This is a genomic window from Amycolatopsis azurea DSM 43854 (assembly GCF_001995215.1).
GTDB classification, from domain to species: Bacteria; Actinomycetota; Actinomycetes; order Mycobacteriales; family Pseudonocardiaceae; genus Amycolatopsis; species Amycolatopsis azurea.
The window spans coordinates 1-16,056 of the sequence record NZ_MUXN01000047.1; the positions used below are offsets into that span (position 1 = coordinate 1).

General features: G+C 68.9%; 15 protein-coding genes. 4 read left to right on the forward strand and 11 right to left on the reverse strand.

Going from position 1 to position 16,056, the window contains the following annotated elements:
• Positions 1-583 precede the first annotated feature (583 nt).
• The 9 genes from B0293_RS42525 to B0293_RS42565 form a co-directional block, all read right to left on the reverse strand.
• On the reverse strand, positions 584-1,279 hold the full coding sequence (locus tag B0293_RS42525; protein WP_005156810.1) for an ABC transporter ATP-binding protein: 696 nt from the start codon (positions 1,277-1,279) through the stop codon (positions 584-586).
• Positions 1,276-2,991 carry a branched-chain amino acid ABC transporter ATP-binding protein/permease gene (locus tag B0293_RS42530; RefSeq protein WP_005156813.1) on the reverse strand — a complete coding sequence of 572 codons (1,716 nt, stop codon included), beginning with the start codon at positions 2,989-2,991 and terminating at the stop codon, positions 1,276-1,278. The genes B0293_RS42525 and B0293_RS42530 overlap by 4 nt, the downstream gene beginning before the upstream one ends.
• A complete protein-coding gene (locus tag B0293_RS42535; RefSeq protein ID WP_005156815.1) occupies positions 2,978-3,838 on the reverse strand; it encodes an ABC transporter permease subunit in 861 nt (286 codons plus the stop codon). Before B0293_RS42535 ends, B0293_RS42530 begins: the two co-directional genes overlap by 14 nt.
• A 114-nt stretch (positions 3,839-3,952) precedes the next feature.
• A complete protein-coding gene (locus tag B0293_RS42540; protein ID WP_005156825.1) occupies positions 3,953-5,131 on the reverse strand; it encodes an ABC transporter substrate-binding protein in 1,179 nt (392 codons plus the stop codon).
• Positions 5,128-5,520, reverse strand: a complete 393-nt coding sequence (locus B0293_RS42545; protein WP_005156828.1) for a nuclear transport factor 2 family protein — start codon at positions 5,518-5,520, stop codon at positions 5,128-5,130. The genes B0293_RS42540 and B0293_RS42545 overlap by 4 nt, the downstream gene beginning before the upstream one ends.
• Positions 5,521-5,529: 9 nt before the next feature.
• Positions 5,530-6,297, reverse strand: a complete 768-nt coding sequence (locus tag B0293_RS42550; protein WP_005156835.1) for a MoaF C-terminal domain-containing protein — start codon at positions 6,295-6,297, stop codon at positions 5,530-5,532.
• Positions 6,298-6,337: 40 nt separating this feature from the next.
• Positions 6,338-7,336 carry an AraC-like ligand-binding domain-containing protein gene (locus B0293_RS42555; protein ID WP_039917793.1) on the reverse strand — a complete coding sequence of 333 codons (999 nt, stop codon included), beginning with the start codon at positions 7,334-7,336 and terminating at the stop codon, positions 6,338-6,340.
• A 72-nt stretch (positions 7,337-7,408) separates the two neighbouring features.
• On the reverse strand, positions 7,409-7,894 hold the full coding sequence (locus tag B0293_RS42560; RefSeq protein ID WP_005156856.1) for a hypothetical protein: 486 nt from the start codon (positions 7,892-7,894) through the stop codon (positions 7,409-7,411).
• A 10-nt stretch (positions 7,895-7,904) separates the two neighbouring features.
• Positions 7,905-9,050, reverse strand: coding sequence for a hypothetical protein (locus B0293_RS42565; protein WP_005156857.1), 1,146 nt, complete (start codon positions 9,048-9,050; stop codon positions 7,905-7,907).
• Positions 9,051-9,089: 39 nt separating this feature from the next.
• Here B0293_RS42565 and B0293_RS42570 point away from each other — a divergent pair, with 39 nt between their 5' ends.
• A complete protein-coding gene (locus B0293_RS42570; RefSeq protein WP_039917797.1) occupies positions 9,090-9,734 on the forward strand; it encodes a TetR/AcrR family transcriptional regulator in 645 nt (214 codons plus the stop codon).
• Here B0293_RS42570 and B0293_RS42575 read toward each other — a convergent pair.
• Together B0293_RS42575 and B0293_RS42580 are read right to left on the reverse strand one after the other, a co-directional pair.
• Positions 9,662-10,642, reverse strand: a complete 981-nt coding sequence (locus tag B0293_RS42575) for an LLM class flavin-dependent oxidoreductase (RefSeq protein WP_005156863.1) — start codon at positions 10,640-10,642, stop codon at positions 9,662-9,664. The genes B0293_RS42570 and B0293_RS42575 overlap by 73 nt on opposite strands.
• A 65-nt stretch (positions 10,643-10,707) precedes the next feature.
• Positions 10,708-12,042: a cytochrome P450 gene (locus B0293_RS42580; protein ID WP_005156866.1), complete on the reverse strand. Its 1,335-nt coding sequence runs from the start codon at positions 12,040-12,042 to the stop codon at positions 10,708-10,710.
• A gap of 128 nt (positions 12,043-12,170) precedes the next feature.
• Here B0293_RS42580 and B0293_RS42585 point away from each other — a divergent pair, with 128 nt between their 5' ends.
• From B0293_RS42585 to B0293_RS42595, 3 genes are all read left to right on the forward strand, one after another.
• Positions 12,171-13,451: a hemolysin family protein gene (locus tag B0293_RS42585; RefSeq protein ID WP_005156869.1), complete on the forward strand. Its 1,281-nt coding sequence runs from the start codon at positions 12,171-12,173 to the stop codon at positions 13,449-13,451.
• 63 nt (positions 13,452-13,514) lie between these two features.
• Positions 13,515-15,194, forward strand: coding sequence for a dihydroxy-acid dehydratase (gene ilvD, locus B0293_RS42590; RefSeq protein WP_005156871.1), 1,680 nt, complete (start codon positions 13,515-13,517; stop codon positions 15,192-15,194).
• A 50-nt stretch (positions 15,195-15,244) separates the two neighbouring features.
• Positions 15,245-15,997 carry an NPP1 family protein gene (locus tag B0293_RS42595; protein ID WP_005156874.1) on the forward strand — a complete coding sequence of 251 codons (753 nt, stop codon included), beginning with the start codon at positions 15,245-15,247 and terminating at the stop codon, positions 15,995-15,997.
• Positions 15,998-16,056 lie beyond the last annotated feature (59 nt).

Consider the following 16,056-nt stretch of genomic DNA (forward strand, 5'->3'; position numbering starts at 1 on the left):
CGGCGAACGGGGGGAAGCTCACCGGTCCGTGAAGGCCTCCTTGAGGGACCCAGAGTCCCTCAAGGAGGCCTTCACGGACTTGACACCCGACAAGACACCTTCGCCCTACCCCTCAACAGACCCGAATCGCCCCTCACGACCACCTCGGCGTAGTGTGCTCCGGTATCGCCTGCTTGGAGGCGCTGTGCCGAAAGTCAGGGCAGCAGTACGTCGCGGGCGCGACGTTCGAGACGGTGAGTGTCCCGGGCGTGGCGCTCAGGACACGTTCACCGATCCGACGCGGGGAATGGTGCTCACCCTCCCCGGCACGACACGTTTGCCTTACCTCTCGATAACGACACTTAATCACTCACGACCACTCGCGCAGAGCCGCTCGCCTCCACCGAGGGTGACGAGTGTGTGGAAATAGGGACGTTCAACGTCCCTATTTCCACACACCCCCTTCTTTTGGCCGTCATGACCGGGCCGGTCACGCGGGACTGTGTGGATTTCTGAGCATCTAACGCACCAAGATCCACACAGTCGGTGCCAACAGGTCCGGCGTCGCGCAGTCGATCGCACGCCTCACGGACTTGCGGAACCGTCAGGATTCGCCGAGGTAGGCGGAGTGCAGGGTGCCGGGCGAGTCCAGGAGTTCCTGCGCGGAACCCGCGTAGGTGACGCGCCCCGAAGAGACCACCAGAGCGTCACTCGCCACCCCGAGCGCGAGGTGCGTGAACTGCTCGACCAGCAGGATCGCCGCCCCCTCCTCGGCGAACCGGGTCACCATCGGCAGCAGTCGCGTGAACACCACCGGCGCCAGTCCCAGCGACATCTCGTCTATCAGCAGGAACGACGGCCGCGCGGCGAAGGCGCGGGCCAGCACCACCATCTGCTGCTCGCCCCCGCTGAGCAGCGCGGCCGGCGAGTCACGCCGTTTCTCCAGCTCGGGGAACAGTTCGAACAGTTCGTCGGCCCGCGCGCGGGTGCGCGCGGTCAGCATCAGGTTCTCCAGTACCGTCAGCCCGCCGAACACCGCGCGCCCCTGCTCGATATGCGCCAGACCCCGCCGGGCACGGGAGACCCGCGACTGCTTCGTGATCTCGTCTGGTCCGATGTGGACGGTCCCCGACGCGGCGGGCACCACGCCAGAGACGGCTTCGAGCAGGCTGGTCTTCCCGGCGCCGTTGGGGCCGACGAGCGCGGTGATCCGGCCCGGTTCCAGGGTGAGGTCGACGTCCCGGATCACCGGCCCGGCACCGCGGGTGACCGTCAGCCCCGCTATCCGCAACGCGTTCACAGCATCTCCGTTTCGCCCATGTACGCCTTGAGCACGGCCGGGTCGGCGAGCACTTCGGCCTGCGGACCGGAGGCCAGCACACGGCCGAAGTCGAGGACGGTGATCGTGTCGCAGACCGAACGCACCAGGTCGAGGTCGTGCTCGATGAGCAGCACCGACACCCCGAACCGCGCGGGAACCTGCCGCAGCCGTTCCCCGAACGCGACGTGCTCTTCGTGCGGGAGCCCGGCGGCGGGCTCGTCGAGGAGCAGAACCCGCGGCCGCGCCAGCAGATGTCCGACGACCTCGACCAGCCTGCGCGCGCCGACGTCCACTTGCGACAGCGGGGTGCGGGCGTCCGGACAGCCGAAGAAGTCCAGGGCATCGCCGATCTCGTCGGCGGTGAGCCGCCGCCGGGCGAGGAACTTCAGGTAGGCCCCGACCGTCAGCCCCGGCGGGACGCGGTCCTGCTGGAACGTCCGGCGCAGCCCGGCGCAGGCCCGGTTCGACGGCGAACCTGTCAGCGACTTGCCGCCCAATTCCACGGAACCCTCGGCGTTCGGCAGGAAGCCGCTGATCGCGTCGACCAGCGTCGACTTGCCCGCGCCGTTGGGCCCGATGACGCCGAGCACGCCGTGTTCCGGCACCGCGATGTCCACTGAGGACAGTGCGGCCACGTGCCCGAAGTTCACGCTCAGCCCGCGCACGGTGAGTACCGGCGGTCCGGGCGCCTTGGACTCGATGTCCGCGGTCCCGGCGGCGAGGTCGAGTTTCGCGGGTTCCTTCTTCGACCGCCGGTACCACACCTGCCGCACCGTGGTGCCCAGGTTCCCGCCGCTCGCCAGCGCCTGGACACCGAGCACGCCGAACACCACGAACCCCCAGTCCTGCGGGATTCCCCAGCGCTTCAGCAGTTCCGGCACGCCGACCCACAGCACCGCGCCGAACACGGCCATGTCGATCAGATGCGCGCCGGACATGATCGCCAGCACGTACAGCGCCAGCGACTGGATCGCGGTGAAACTGGCCGGGAACGCGAGCCCGACCTGCCCGGTGAGCAGGCCACCGCTGATCCCGCCGAGGGTGGCGCTCACCGCGAACGCGGTCAGCTTCGACGTCCGCACGCTCGTGCCCGCGGCCGCCGTCCCGCGTTCGGAGAACGCCACCGCCTGCCACGCGCTGCCCCAGCGGCCGCGGCGCAGGAAGTACACGGCCAGGCAGCACAGCACCAGCACCACGATCGCGAGCTGGAAGTAGCTCCGGTCGTCGGAGAAGGCGTCCGGCCGTTCGACCGAGATCCCGCCGGCGACACCGGGGAACTGGAGCTGGACCAGCGCGAGGTCGGCCGCGGCGGCGAGTCCCAGCGTGACGACGGCGAGGTTGATCCCGCGCAGCCGCAACGCCGGGAGCCCGACGAGCACGCCGACCACCCCGGCGGCGAGACCGCCGAGGACCAGCCAGGTGAGGAATCCGCCCGGGGCTTGCGCCTCGTTCAGCGCGGACACCACCCAGGCGCCGACGGCGCCGAAGGTCAGCTGGCACAGGGAGATCATCCCCGCGCTGCCGGTCACCACGCCCAGTCCGAGCAGCGAGATCCCGGCGACGACGGCGCTCATGCCCAGGTAGACGAAGTACCCGTCGAGCCCGACGCTCAGGCCGTAGCCCACCGCGATCGCCGCGAGGGCGACCACGAACGGGAGCCCGGTGCGTATCCCGCGTTCAGCGAGCCGCATCCCACACCTCCTTGCGCTGCGACCAGAGCAGCAGCGCGACGATCACGACGAACGGCAGGAAGTACCGCACCACCGAAAGGCCGTCGACCTGAGCGGCCGCGCCCTGGATCAGGCCGAGGCCCAGCCCGCCCGCGACCGCGAGGTCCAGCCGGCGGAACCCGCCGAGCAGGGCCGCCGCGGCAGCGGGGACGACCAGCATCGCCAGCGACGTCGCGTCGTTGGACTGCGACGGCGCGACGATCGAGATGACCAGCGTGCTGACCACCCCGGTGACCGCCCAGACCGCCACGCTGAGCCGTTTCGCCGGGATGCCCAGCAGCTCCGCCGTCGTCGGACGTTCGGACAGCGCCCTGAGCTGGACGCCCGCCGGGGTCCGGCTCAGCACCAGCCTGCTGGCCAGCGCCACCAGCACCGCCAGCGCGACGGTGACCACGGTGACCTGGCTGATCACCACGCTGCCGACGGTGACCGCCGGGCCGTCGAGGATCGGGTGGAACGGTTGCGGTTTGTTGCCGAACAGGATGAACGACAACGAGATCAGCAGGAGCAGCACCGCGACGGTGACCGCCGAGCGGGTGCCGGTGTCCGCCTCGGCGAGCCAGGTGGACACGATCCAGCCGAGCAGCGCGCTGAGCAGCCCGCCGAGCAGGATCCCCGCGACGGTGGCGAGCCACATCGGCAGGCCCAGGTCGACGGCGAGGAACACCGCCACGTAACAGCCGAACATCCCGGTGGCCGACTGGGCGAAGTTCACCACCCGCACCAACCGCGACATCAGCGTCAGGCACACCGCCAATACCGCGTACAGTCCGCCGGCGGCCAGGCCTGCCAGCGCTCCCTGCAGCATCGAATCCTCCTAGGTGAGGGGGAGAGGGCGTTTTCGTGCGGGGTGGTCGTGAGTGGCGATTCGGGTTAGAACCCGAATCGCCACTCACGACCCCCGCGACACCCTCGTCTCCGGTTACTTCTTGGGAATCCGCAGCCAGTCGTCGGCGACGAGCTCCCATTTGTTGGTGCCGGAGGCGAGCTTGATCGGCCAGCCCGCGGTGTTGTCGTGGTGGGTCTGGCCCGGTCCGAAGACGTACGGCGTACCGACCATCGGATCGGTGATCGGCTGCATCTCGCGCAGCGCCTTGGTCACCGACTCGCGGGTGATGTCACCCTTGATCCCCTTGGCGACGGCGAGGAAGTATTTCGCCGCCAGATAGCCGCCCTGGCTGAACGAGGTCAGCGGGATGTTGTTCTTGGTCATCAGGTCGTGCCAGTCCTTGTTCTGCGGGCTGGCCGTGTCGGTGAACGGGTAGAACTCGGCGGGCACGTACACCCCGGCACCGGCGTTGGTGATGGCCTTGGCGTAGTTCTCGCTGTACACGCTGGTGAGCAGCAACCACGTGACGTCGTTCCAACCCTGCGCGGCGGCGGCCTTGAGCTGGCCGATGGAATCGGGCTCGACCGGGTTCACCGTGATCGCCTTGCACCCGGCGTTGCGGGCCTTGACGATGTAGGAGGTGTAGTCGGAACCGCCGTAGGGCACGGTCGCGTCGAGGTACTTGAGCTTCTTGCCGGTGATGGCCGACCACTCGTCGATGGCCGCCTGGTACGACGGCAGCGTGTTGCCGGCGATCTCCAGCAGCGCGCAGATGTCGTTCAGCTTCAGCGTTTCCGAGCCGTAGAGGAGGGTCAGCGTCATGTCGTGGTACGGACCGACGTTGGCCGGGGCGATGTTGGGGCTGGTGAAGCACGCCGGGTCCACGCCGATGCCCTGGATGGACAGGATCTTCTGCTGCTCGTAGTACTTGTTGTTGATCTCGCACTCGATGAGGCTGGACGAGCCGACCAGTGCCACCGCCTCGTCACGCCCGACGACTTCGCGGGCGGCGGCCGCCGCGGCCGCCGGGTCGCCCTTGTCGTCGAGGGCCTTGTACTGGATCTGTCTTCCGTTCACGCCACCGCTCGCGTTGGCCGCGTCGAAGACCGCCTTGGCCGCCTGGGAGGCCTCGGGGAACGTGGCGGCGCCACTGAGCGCGTTGACCGACCCGACCACGATCGGTCCGCTCGTGCCACTGTCGGCACCGGCACAGCCCGCCGTAGCGAGCAGCACGGCGGCGGAGAGGGCGACCAGGCGCCGCGCGGGCTTCACCGGTCCTCCGCCGCGTTCACGACGGGCACGGAGTCGACGATCTGCTCGAACGACACGAGCTTGCCGCCGTCGAACTTCCACACGTGCGCGACGCGGGCGGTGAAGGAGCGGCCGGTCTCGCGGTGCTTGCCCTGGTACGTGCCGAGGCCGATCACCGTGTCACCCGCGTCGGCGAGCTCGCCGAGATTGAAACCGTAGCCGTCCCAGTCACGGGCGATCGCGCCGAAGACGTTGTCCCGCACCTCTTCCGGACCGGTGTAGGTACCGGCGTAAGGGAAACCGGCCGCCTCCGTCCAGGTCGTCTCGGGACCGAGCGGGGCCAGCATGCCCGCCAGATCGCCCCGGTCGCTCGCGGCGTAATGCGCGGCGATGATGTCTGAATTGGACACTTGAGCTCCTTAGACCGGTTGAGCGTCGGGGTAGGCGACCGAGCCGAGCGGGTAGATGTGCCCGCCCGCGCGGGAATGTTCCGACCGGCCGTCGCCGGTCAGGCCGAGGAAGACCCCGGTGGTCTTCAGCGCGTAGCCGAGGTCGTGCAGCCACACGCTGGCCACGGCGATGCGGAATTCGCGGAAGCAGAACAGGTAGAGCCCGTCCTGGAACTTCCACACCGTCGACAGGTCCATGTCCCCGTGGCCGCGCTGCACGCCTTCGAGGCATTGCCAGGCATAGCGCTGCGAGGACACGTACACGTGCTCGTAAAGGTGTTCCGGGCTGTAGCGGTAGACGTTGCGCTTGCCGATCAGGTCACGCGACGGCCCCGGTACCTCACCGGTCGGCGTGCCCGCGTCGGTGGTGCCGGACCAGAACGTCTGGGAGACACGGGGAACACCCTCGACGTCCTCGGCGCCGATCACCGAACGCGCGGCGAGCGCACGATGCGTCGTCGTGGAGAAGACGACGGTGAGCGCTTCACCTTCCACGCTGGTAAGGGGGAGATTGACGAAGAAAACGTCTTCCCGGACGGCGACCGCGTCGTACGGATCCTTGATGCCGTTGCAGGTGACGGTTTCCGCGTCCTCGAACCGCAGCGCGAGCGTCGTCCCGTCGTCGAGGGTGACGGTGAGCTCGCGTCCCGTCAGGTCCGCGTTCGGCAGGCGGTAGGTGGCAATTCCGGCGGCGAACTCGTCATAAGTTCGCCACTGTTCCTCGGGTGCATCGGACATGCGGTCATCGTTCAGGCGACCGCCCGGGAAGGGCCAGCTGTCACGCGCTGGGCGGCAACAACCGATCGCTCACGGTCAAGCCGCGACGCAGTTCGCTCGGCGAGCAACCGAATTCCGTCTTGAACACCCGGCTGAAATGCGGCGCGTCGACGAAACCCCACTTCGCCGCGATGGCCGCGACGGGCCGTGAAGCGTGCACAGGGTCGAGTAATTCGCGGCGGCAGTGTTCCAGGCGACGGGTGCGGATCCAGCCCGAGACGGTCGTGCCCTGTTCGTGGAAGAGGCCGTGCAGATGCCGGGTGGAGATGTAGTGCTCGGCGGCGATCTGCGCCGGGCCGAGGTCGGTCGAGGAGAGGTTCGTGTCGATGAAGGCGAGGACACGGCGCATCAGCTCGTGATGCGGCCCCGCTGTCGCGCGCGCGAGGTCGAGCTCGCTGGCGAACAGCGTGGCGAGCAGATCGACCGCCGTATGCGCGAGCCGGACGCCCGCCGGCCCGCCGAGCTGGTCGAGGTTGCTGCCGAGTTGCGCGAGGAAGGGCACCACCACGTTGCCCATGCCCCGCTTGCCCGACATCGGGACCGCGGTCAGCTGGCCGACCAGGTCACGGGGGAGATCGATGAGCCGCTGCGGGAACATCACCACGAGCGTGCGGAAATCCTCTTCGAACGCCAGGGAATACGGACGGTGCGTGTCGTACAACGCCACGTCACCGGGGCGCAGCATCGCCTCGCGGTTGTCCTGGATCAGCAGCCCGGTCCCGGACAGGATCAGGCTCAGCTTGTAGTAGTGCCTGTCCGCCCTGGCGATGAGCTCGGGCGTCCGTTCGACCACGTGCGCGGACGCGGTCACTTCGGTCAGCTGGACGTCGTCGGCGCCGCACGAGCGGATGCGGCCGCGGAAGTGGTCCCGGTGTTCGCTAGTCACGTGCAGCGGCACGAAGGAGTGCGACACCACCGTGCGGAAATCCGTGAAATCTCGCGCGACCGTGGTGGTGGTCGGGTCGGCGGTGGCGGTGGTCACGAGGTCACCTCGCAGCATCGGGGGGTGAATTTCATATACGATAAGCGATACGATGCTGTCGGGCAATGATCGCCGCCAGGTCGTGTCCTGTCAGTCGGCGAGGCGGAAGAGGAGGGTCCGAGGGTCGACGTCGACGGGTACCACCGTGCCCGTTTCGTAGCGGCCGACGTCCTCGCTGAGCACCCGCGCGCTGAACGGCGTCACTCCCGGACCGGTGACGACGAGGTCCACGTCGTCTGCGGGCGTGCTCACCTCGTCGACCCAGATCCGCGTGCTGGAAACGACTTCCGCCTTCGCGCGGACGCCAGTCCGGTCGAGCGCGCGGTGCGTCTCGCGGGCCCGGGCGTTCTGCCAGAGGTGCGAGCCGACGGTACCGACGCCGCCGATCGTGAACACCACGCCCATGGCGACGACGACCAGGCCGTCGTCGTCGCCGGGCGCGAAGCGGGTGCTGACCCAGAGCAGGGCCGGGCCGATCAGGACCAGTACGGTCATGAAGAAGCCCATCAGGCACCCGATCATGGTGAAGGCGGGCAGCTCCGGAGCTTCCTTGCCCTGGCGCTCCGGAGTCGTCACCAGCGCGAGGTTACTGACCGGTTTCCGTAGCCGGTTCGGTAAAAATGCCCGCTTGTCCGCGGTTGTGCCGGGCGAGCGCGACGAACGACCGCTTGGGTTCGAACCGGTACGGTGACTCCTCGTCGTGGTGCCGTTCGCGCAGTGTCTTCACCAGGCCGTAGGACGCCATGTCGTAGTCGTACTCCGGCCGGGTCGGATGATGAGGGAGGCCCGGCGCGATGAAGGTGTACACGTGCGCCCCGTGGATCCCCGCCGTGCCGAACACGCCCAGCAGGCGCGCGATGTGGCCTGCCTGTTCGCGCTCGTTCCGCACATGGCCCGGCTTGATCCGGGGCGGCTCGTGGTCGTTGTCGACGATGTCCCAGCCCATTCCGCCCGCCTGCGCGGCGCCCGTGAACGTGCACGAGCCGAATTCCAGCACCACAACGGGTTTGTCCCACTTTCGGTACTGGGCGAGGTCCTTTGTGTACTCCGCGTCGGTGGCGAAGTACGGGTAATAGTCGATTCCGACGATGTCGAAAAGAGTCCAGTCGACCGGCTCCGCTCCGCCGATCGAGGCGTAGGTGATCCGGCCCCGGAAGTTCCGGCGCGCGACGTCGGCCGCGCGCCCGAGGAAATCCGCGAGCCGGTCCATGATCTTCGGCCATTCCTCGGGCGGGATCTTGTCCATGTTCGCGATCCGCTCCTGGAACGTCGCTCCCGGCACGATGCCGGGGGTGAAGAGAAGGTGCTCGCAGCCGGTGACGAACTTGACGTCGTCACCGTCGCGCTGCCGTTCGGCCTGGCGGGCGGATTCGGCCAGGTGCTCCAGGACCTCGTCCTGCGGATGGTCGTAGAGCCTGGGCTGGACGTACACCTCCATTCCGCGCCTCAGCGCCGCGGCCGTCGTTTCGGTGAGCCTGCCGATGTCGGTGCCGAACGCGGTGATGGAGGGGCAGCGAAGGTCGTCGGCGACCACGCGGATCTCGTGCTCCAGCTGCCGCCGGCTCCAGCGCACCCGGCTCAGCGGGTCGCCCGCCGCGTGCAGGACCCCGGTGTCGTAGGCGACCCCTCCCCGTAGCCGTGGCCTGCCCGCCGCCTCGGCCATACCCCCGCCGAGGCCCGCGACCGCCACCGCTCCCGCGACGGATCTCAAGAACGTCTTGCGAGTGATCATGACTTCCCCCGTGCTAGTTGCTCAACTAGGATACTGGTCATGCAACCAGAAAATGAGTCGAGCGACCAGGGGAGGCGCTCGTTCATCGAGGACGCCCGGCGCGGGCAGATCGTCTCGGCGGCCATCGAGACCATCGCCGAGATCGGCTACGCGAAGGCGTCCTTCGTGCAGATAGCGCGGCGGGCGGGGGTCAGCCCGGGGCTGATCACGTATCACTTCGTCAAACGCGAAGAGCTGATGAAGCAGGTCATGCAGACCGTGCACGCGTCGATGGACAAGGCGCTGAGCGCCCGGGCCGAAGGTGCCGAGAGTCATGCCGTCGCTGTGCGCGCCCTGATCGAGGGCTTCGTGTTCTACTTCGCGGAGCGGCCGAAGGAGATCATCGCCATCGGTCAGATCGCTTCGGCGTCAAGGGACGCCGAGGCCGCGCGAAGCTGGTTCGAGCAGCAGAGCGCGAAGACGCTGGCCGAGATGGAGGACATGTTCCGTGAGGGGCAGCGGCTGGGGGAGTTGCGCAAGTTCTCGCCGCGGGTGATGGCCGTGTCGGTCATCGCCGCGATGGAGGCGGCCCCGGCCGAATTGCTGGCGAGGCCCGAGACCGACGTCGCGGCCTACGCGCGAGAGCTGGCCGACCTGTTCGTGCACGCGATGAGCCCGCCAGCGAGGGAAGCGAGGAGTTCGTAGGAGCGACGGCGGTCGGCGTGGTGGAAGAGCGGCGTGGTCACCATGATTTCGGCGGCGCCGGTCTCGTCGAGGATCGTCTGCAGTTTCGGCTTGAGCGTGTCCGGGCTTCCGGTGAGGACGGCGTCGGACCGTTTCGCGTTTTCCGCGCGATCGTCGGCGGTGTAAGGAAAGTTTGCCGCTTCCTCGGGACTGGGCAACTGTATGCGGTTCCCGCGGATGCGGCTGAGCACCTTCAGCCGGGTCGAGCCCGCGAGCCACTCGGCGCGCTCGTCGTCCTCGGCGGCGATGACGGACACGGAGACCAGGTCGGCCTTGAGAGGCGCGGCAGGCGCCAGGTGATGCGCGAAGGCGTACAGGATGCCCCGCTCGGCCGCGAGCGCCGCGCTTTCGGGGGAGCGGCCCAATAGCCAGAGTTCCGGGACGTTGCCGCCGAGGACGGGGACCGCCTTCACGTCGGCGTCTTCCCGTGGGTTCAGGTAGTCCCGGAGTTCGTCGAGCTGGGTGCTGAAGGCTTTCGTCCTTTGTGGACTCAAGGCGGCGGAGGCGGCCTTCGAACCGCCCGGTGCGCGTCCGATGCCGAGGTCGATCCGGCCCGGATGGAGGGCGGCCAAGGTCCCGAACTGTTCCGCGACCACGAGCGGCGCGTGGTTCGGCAGCAGGACCCCGCCCGCGCCGATCCGCAGGTGTCGCGTGGCGTTCGCGAGGTGGGCGATGAGCACGGCCGGCGCGGAACTGGCGACGCCGCGCATGCCGTGATGCTCGGGGACCCAGTAGCGGTGGTAGCCGAGGTCTTCCGCGAGGCGTGCGAGGTCGACGGTGTTGAGCAGGGCTTGGCGCGGAGTCGAGCCCTGGACGATGGGGGAGGTGTCCAGGACCGAAAGGGCGGGAAGTGCGGCTGCGGTGGCCATTCGCTGCTTTCTCGTGAGTGGTAAGTGTCGCTCTAACGACACTTACCACTCACGACCCAGGTGAGTCAGGCGAGTGCGGCGGGAAGGGTTTCGAAACCGCGCAGGATCCGGGTCTGCCGCCGCCGCGCGCCGTCGAGTGGCCGCAGGCCGGGGAACCGCTCGAAGATCGACCGCAGCCCGATCTCCCCTTCCATCCTCGCCAGCGAAGCGCCGAGACAGTAGTGCCGCCCGGCGCCGAACGACACATGGTCCCGTGCGTTCGCCCGCTCGACGTCGAAAGCCGAAGGGGCGTCGAAGATCTCCGGGTCCCGATTGGCGCCCGCGAGTACCGTGCTGACGATCGAGCCCCGCTGGATCGGGACCCCGCCGATCTCGGTGTCCCGCGCGCACAGCCTGCCGGTGAGCAGGACTGGCGGGTCGTAGCGGAGGATCTCGTCGGTCGCGTTGCTCCACAACTCCGGATTCCCGCGCAGTTTCGCGAGCTGGCCGGGATGCCGGGTGAGCAGGGCGATGCCGTTGCCGAGCAGGTTGACGGTCGTTTCGAAGCCGGCCGCCAGCACCAGTCCCGCGGTGGCCTTGAGTTCCCGCTCGGTCAGGCCGACGCCGTCCTCGCGGGCGGCGATCAGCTTGCTGAGCAGGTTGTCACCGGGGTTCGCCCGCAGTTTCTCCAGATGCAGGGTGAGCCAGTCGTCGAACTCGGCCAGCGTGGCTTCGACCGTGCGGAAGGTCCGCCACGGCAGCCCGAGATCGAGACTCGGGGCCGCGGCACCGCCCAGCGCGAGCACCTTGTCGCGTTCCTCGGGCGGCACGCCGAGGATCTGGCTGATCACGGTGACCGGCAGGAGCCCGCAGTACTGCTCGATGAGATCGACGGGGTTCGCCGGGTCGAGGCCGTCGAGCAGTTCGTCGGCGATCGCCTGCGTGCGCTGCCGCAGTTGCTCGACCGCGCGGGCGGTGAAGACGCGCGTGACCAGCTTCCGGTAGCGCGTGTGGTCGGGCGGTTCGCTGGCCAGCAGCGACGGCGGTTGGATCGGGTGGATCAGCCCGGACTCGGACCAGGCGACGAGCCGGTTGAGCACCGCGTTCTCCGGGACGAACCGCACGGTTTTGAACGTGTCGCTGGTGAGGATGTCCTTGCACGCCGAATGCCGCGTGGTCACGTGCCCGACCCGGGTGGTGGCGACGGCGCCGTGCGCGCGGATCTCGTCGAACAGCCCGGTCAGGTCCGCGCCGCCGCTCGCCTCGACGGAGAGCCTGCCCTGGAGGTCGCCCCGGCGCGCGGCGGCCCGCAGGGCGACCCGGGGGATCGCGTGGCCGAGGCTCCAGCGGGTGACCGGTTTGGCGATCTCCTCCGCCCGGCGCAGGAAGGTCCGTGCGGGAGCGGGCTTGAGTGCGAACATCAGGACTCCGTCCGTGCGGCTTCCTCCGAAGGTATCGGAACTACCCGTCAGTAGCCAACGTTCGCGACATCTGCGGCTTCGCGTTCCCCTCGGTACTGTTCTGGCTTCGGGCAAGCCGGGGAGTGCTGGTGGGCGGCTACGGGTTCGACATCGCGCTGGTCGCGGTGCTGGTGGTGCTCAACGCGGTGTTCGCGGGCAGCGAGATGGCGCTGATCTCGTTGCGTGAAGGGCAGCTGCGGGCTTTGGAACGGGACGGCCGGGCATCCGCCCGGACGCTGGTGCGGCTGGCGCGCGACCCGAACCGCTTCCTGGCGACGATCCAGATCGGGATCACGCTCGCCGGGTTCCTCGCCTCGGCGACGGCGGCGGTGTCCCTCGCGCAGCCGTTGGTGCCGCTGCTGGGTTTCCTCGGCAACGCCGCCGGAGCGGTGGCGGTCGCGCTGGTGACCATGGTCCTCACGTTCCTGACCCTGGTGCTCGGGGAGCTGGCGCCGAAACGGCTGGCGATGCAGAACGCGTTGCGGTGGGCGTTGCTGGTGGCGCGTCCACTGAACCTGTTGTCGGCGATCTCCAGGCCGGTGGTGTGGGCGCTGAGCGCGTCGACGAACTTCGTCGTGCGGGCACTGGGCGGCCGGGCGGAGGCCGATCCGGACCAGATGTCGCCCGAGGAACTGCGGGAACTGGTCTCGGCGCAGCGCGGCCTGAACACCGAACAGCGCATGATCATCAACGGCGCCTTGGAGATCCACGAACGACGGCTGCGCGAAGTGCTCGTCCCGCGCCGGGCGGTGCTGACCCTCGCGGTCGAGCAGGACCTCGGGTCGGCTCGACGGCAGCTGGCCGAGTCCGGCTTCTCCCGGGCGCCGGTCGCCCGCGGCGGGCATCTGGACGACGTCGTCGGCGTCGTGCACCTGCGTGATCTGCTCGGCGACCACGAAGACCTCGCCGAGGTCGTCCGGCCGGCGGTGGTGTACCCCGATTCGCTGCGGGTCTCGGACGCGCTGCGGAGTTTCAAGGCCGAGCGGGAGCAGATGGCGCTGGTGGTCGACGAGCACGGCGCCGTCGCGGGCATGGTCACGCTGGAGGATCTGCTGGAGGAGATCGTCGGCGAGATCTACGACGAGACCGACCGCGACGTGCTGGCCGTCCGCGACGGCAAGGACGGCTCCCTGGTGCTGCCCGGCACCTTCCCGGTGCACGACCTCGTCGACGTCGGGGTCGAGCTGCGGGACGCGCCGCCGGGGGAGTACGCGACCATTGCGGGACTGATCCTCGTGGTCCTAGGCCGGATCCCGGAGAAGCCCGGCGACCGGGTGGTGGTCTCGGGCTGGACGGCCGAAGTCCTCGGCGTCGAGCACCACGCGATCACCCGCGTGGCGTTGCACCGTGGGGCGAACACGGAGCGGTGAGTTGCGCCGGGCGCGCCGGGTTGGCAGCGTGCCCGGTGTCCCACCACGAAGGAAGGTGTTCCGATGCCGCAGGACCAGCCGGATTTGAAACCTCGTTCACGCGACGTGACCGACGGCCTGGAGCGCGCGGCGGCCCGCGGGATGCTCCGCGCGGTCGGGATGGGCGACGACGACTTCGCCAAACCGCAGATCGGGGTGGCGTCCTCGTGGAACGAGATCACCCCGTGCAACCTGTCGCTCGACCGGCTGGCCAAGGCGGTCAAGAACGGGGTGCACGCGGGCGGCGGCTATCCGCTCGAATTCGGCACGATCTCGGTGTCCGACGGTATTTCCATGGGACACGAGGGCATGCACTTCTCGCTGGTCTCGCGTGAGGTGATCGCCGACTCGGTCGAGACGGTGATGATGGCCGAACGGCTGGACGGCTCCGTGCTGCTGGCGGGCTGTGACAAGTCGCTGCCCGGCATGCTGATGGCCGCGGCCCGGCTCGATCTCGCCTCCGTCTTCCTTTACGCGGGCTCGATCATGCCCGGTCAGGTCGACGGCCAGGACGTCACGATCATCGACGCCTTCGAGGCGGTCGGCGCCTGCCTGGCGGGCAAGATCACTCGCGCCGAGGTGGACAGGATCGAGCGCGCGATCTGCCCCGGCGAAGGTGCCTGCGGCGGGATGTACACCGCCAACACGATGGCGTCAGTGGCCGAGGCGCTGGGCATGTCGCTGCCCGGCTCGGCCGCCCCACCCGCCGTCGACCGGCGCCGTGACGGTTTCGCCCACCGATCGGGGGAAGCCGTCGTCGGCATGCTCCGCCAGGGCATCACCGCGCGGCAGATCATGACCATGGAGGCGTTCGAGAACGCGATCGCCGTCGTGATGGCGCTGGGCGGTTCGACCAACGCCGTCCTCCACCTGCTCGCGATCGCGCGCGAGGCGGAGGTCGACCTGCGCATCGACGACTTCAACCGCATCGGCGACAAGGTCCCGCACCTCGGCGACCTCAAGCCGTTCGGGAAGTACGTGATGAACGACGTCGACAAGGTCGGCGGCATCCCCGTGGTGATGAAGGCGCTGCTCGACGCCGGGCTCATGCACGGCGACGTGCTCACCGTGACCGGGAAGACCATGGCCGAGAACCTCGAAGGCATCGCGCCCGCCGGGGTCGACGGCGAGATCATCCGGCCGCTCGACCGCCCGATCCACAAGACCGGCGGGCTGACCATCCTCAAGGGATCGCTGGCGCCGGAAGGCGCGGTCGTGAAGTCGGCGGGCTTCGACGAATCGACGTTCACCGGCACCGCGCGGGTGTTCGACGGCGAACGGGCCGCCCTCGACGCGCTCGCCGAGGGCCGGATCGTCGCCGGGGACGTCGTCGTCATCCGCTACGAAGGGCCGAAGGGCGGGCCGGGCATGCGCGAGATGCTCGCCATCACCGGCGCGATCAAGGGAGCCGGACTCGGGAAGGACGTCCTGCTCATCACCGACGGCCGGTTCAGCGGCGGCACGACCGGCCTCTGCGTCGGCCACATCGCGCCGGAAGCCGTCGACGCCGGGCCGATCGCGTTCGTGCGCGACGGGGACCCGATCACGCTCGACGTCGCGAACCGGACGCTCGAAGTCGAGATCGACGACATCGAGGCCCGCCGGGAGGGCTGGGCCCCGAAGCCTCCGGCGTACACGCGCGGTGTCCTCGGCAAATACGCCAAGGTGGTCCGCAGCGCCGCGCACGGGGCCGTCTGCGAGTAAGCCGACCAACGAGGGTTCCGTGTTGAATCAAGTCGTGAATAAATAACCACATGCGACGGTTCAGCACGGTCCTCTTCGGCACGCTCACCGCCCTGCTACTCGTGACAGGAACGGCCTCGGCGGCCCCGCCGCAGGCCTTGGACTGGTCGGCGCCCTGGCCAGACCGCACCTACGAACCCGCCTTCGACTACGACGGCGACGGTTGTTACCCGACCCCGGCCATCGGCCGTGACGGCACTCTCGCGCCCGGGCTCGCGCTGGGTGGCGACGTCAACGGCCAGTGCCGCGATCTGTCCGATCTGGACAACACCAACGCGTACTCGCGGGTGAAGTGCAACAACGGCTGGTGCGCCTACCTGTACGCGCTCTACTTCGAGAAGGACCAGGCGGCGCTGGGCCCCGGGAGCGCCGGTCACCGGCACGACTGGGAGCACGTCGTCGTCTGGGTTCAGGGCGAGTGGGGCCAGTACGTGTCGACGTCGGCGCACGGCAAGTACACGACCCGCCAGCGCGACCAGGTCCCGTGGGACGAGACCGGCAAGCACCCCAAGGTGATCTACCACAAGGACGGGATCAGCACGCACTGCTTCCGGCACGCGAACTTCGGCGAGGAGCCGGAGAACCACAAGAAGCAGTGGCAGTACCCGCCGCTGGTGGGCTGGGACGGCTACCCGCCGGGCCCGCGGGACAAGCTGACCGGGCACGACTTCGGCAGCGCCCAGCTGGGGATCCGGGATTCGTCGTTCAACGGCGAACTCGCCAAGGCGAAACCGGCCGGGATCCCGTTCGATCCGAACGCCTGAGGCGGCTGTCCGTGAAGGCCTCCTTGAGGGACCCAGAGTCCCTCAAGGGGGACTGGTAG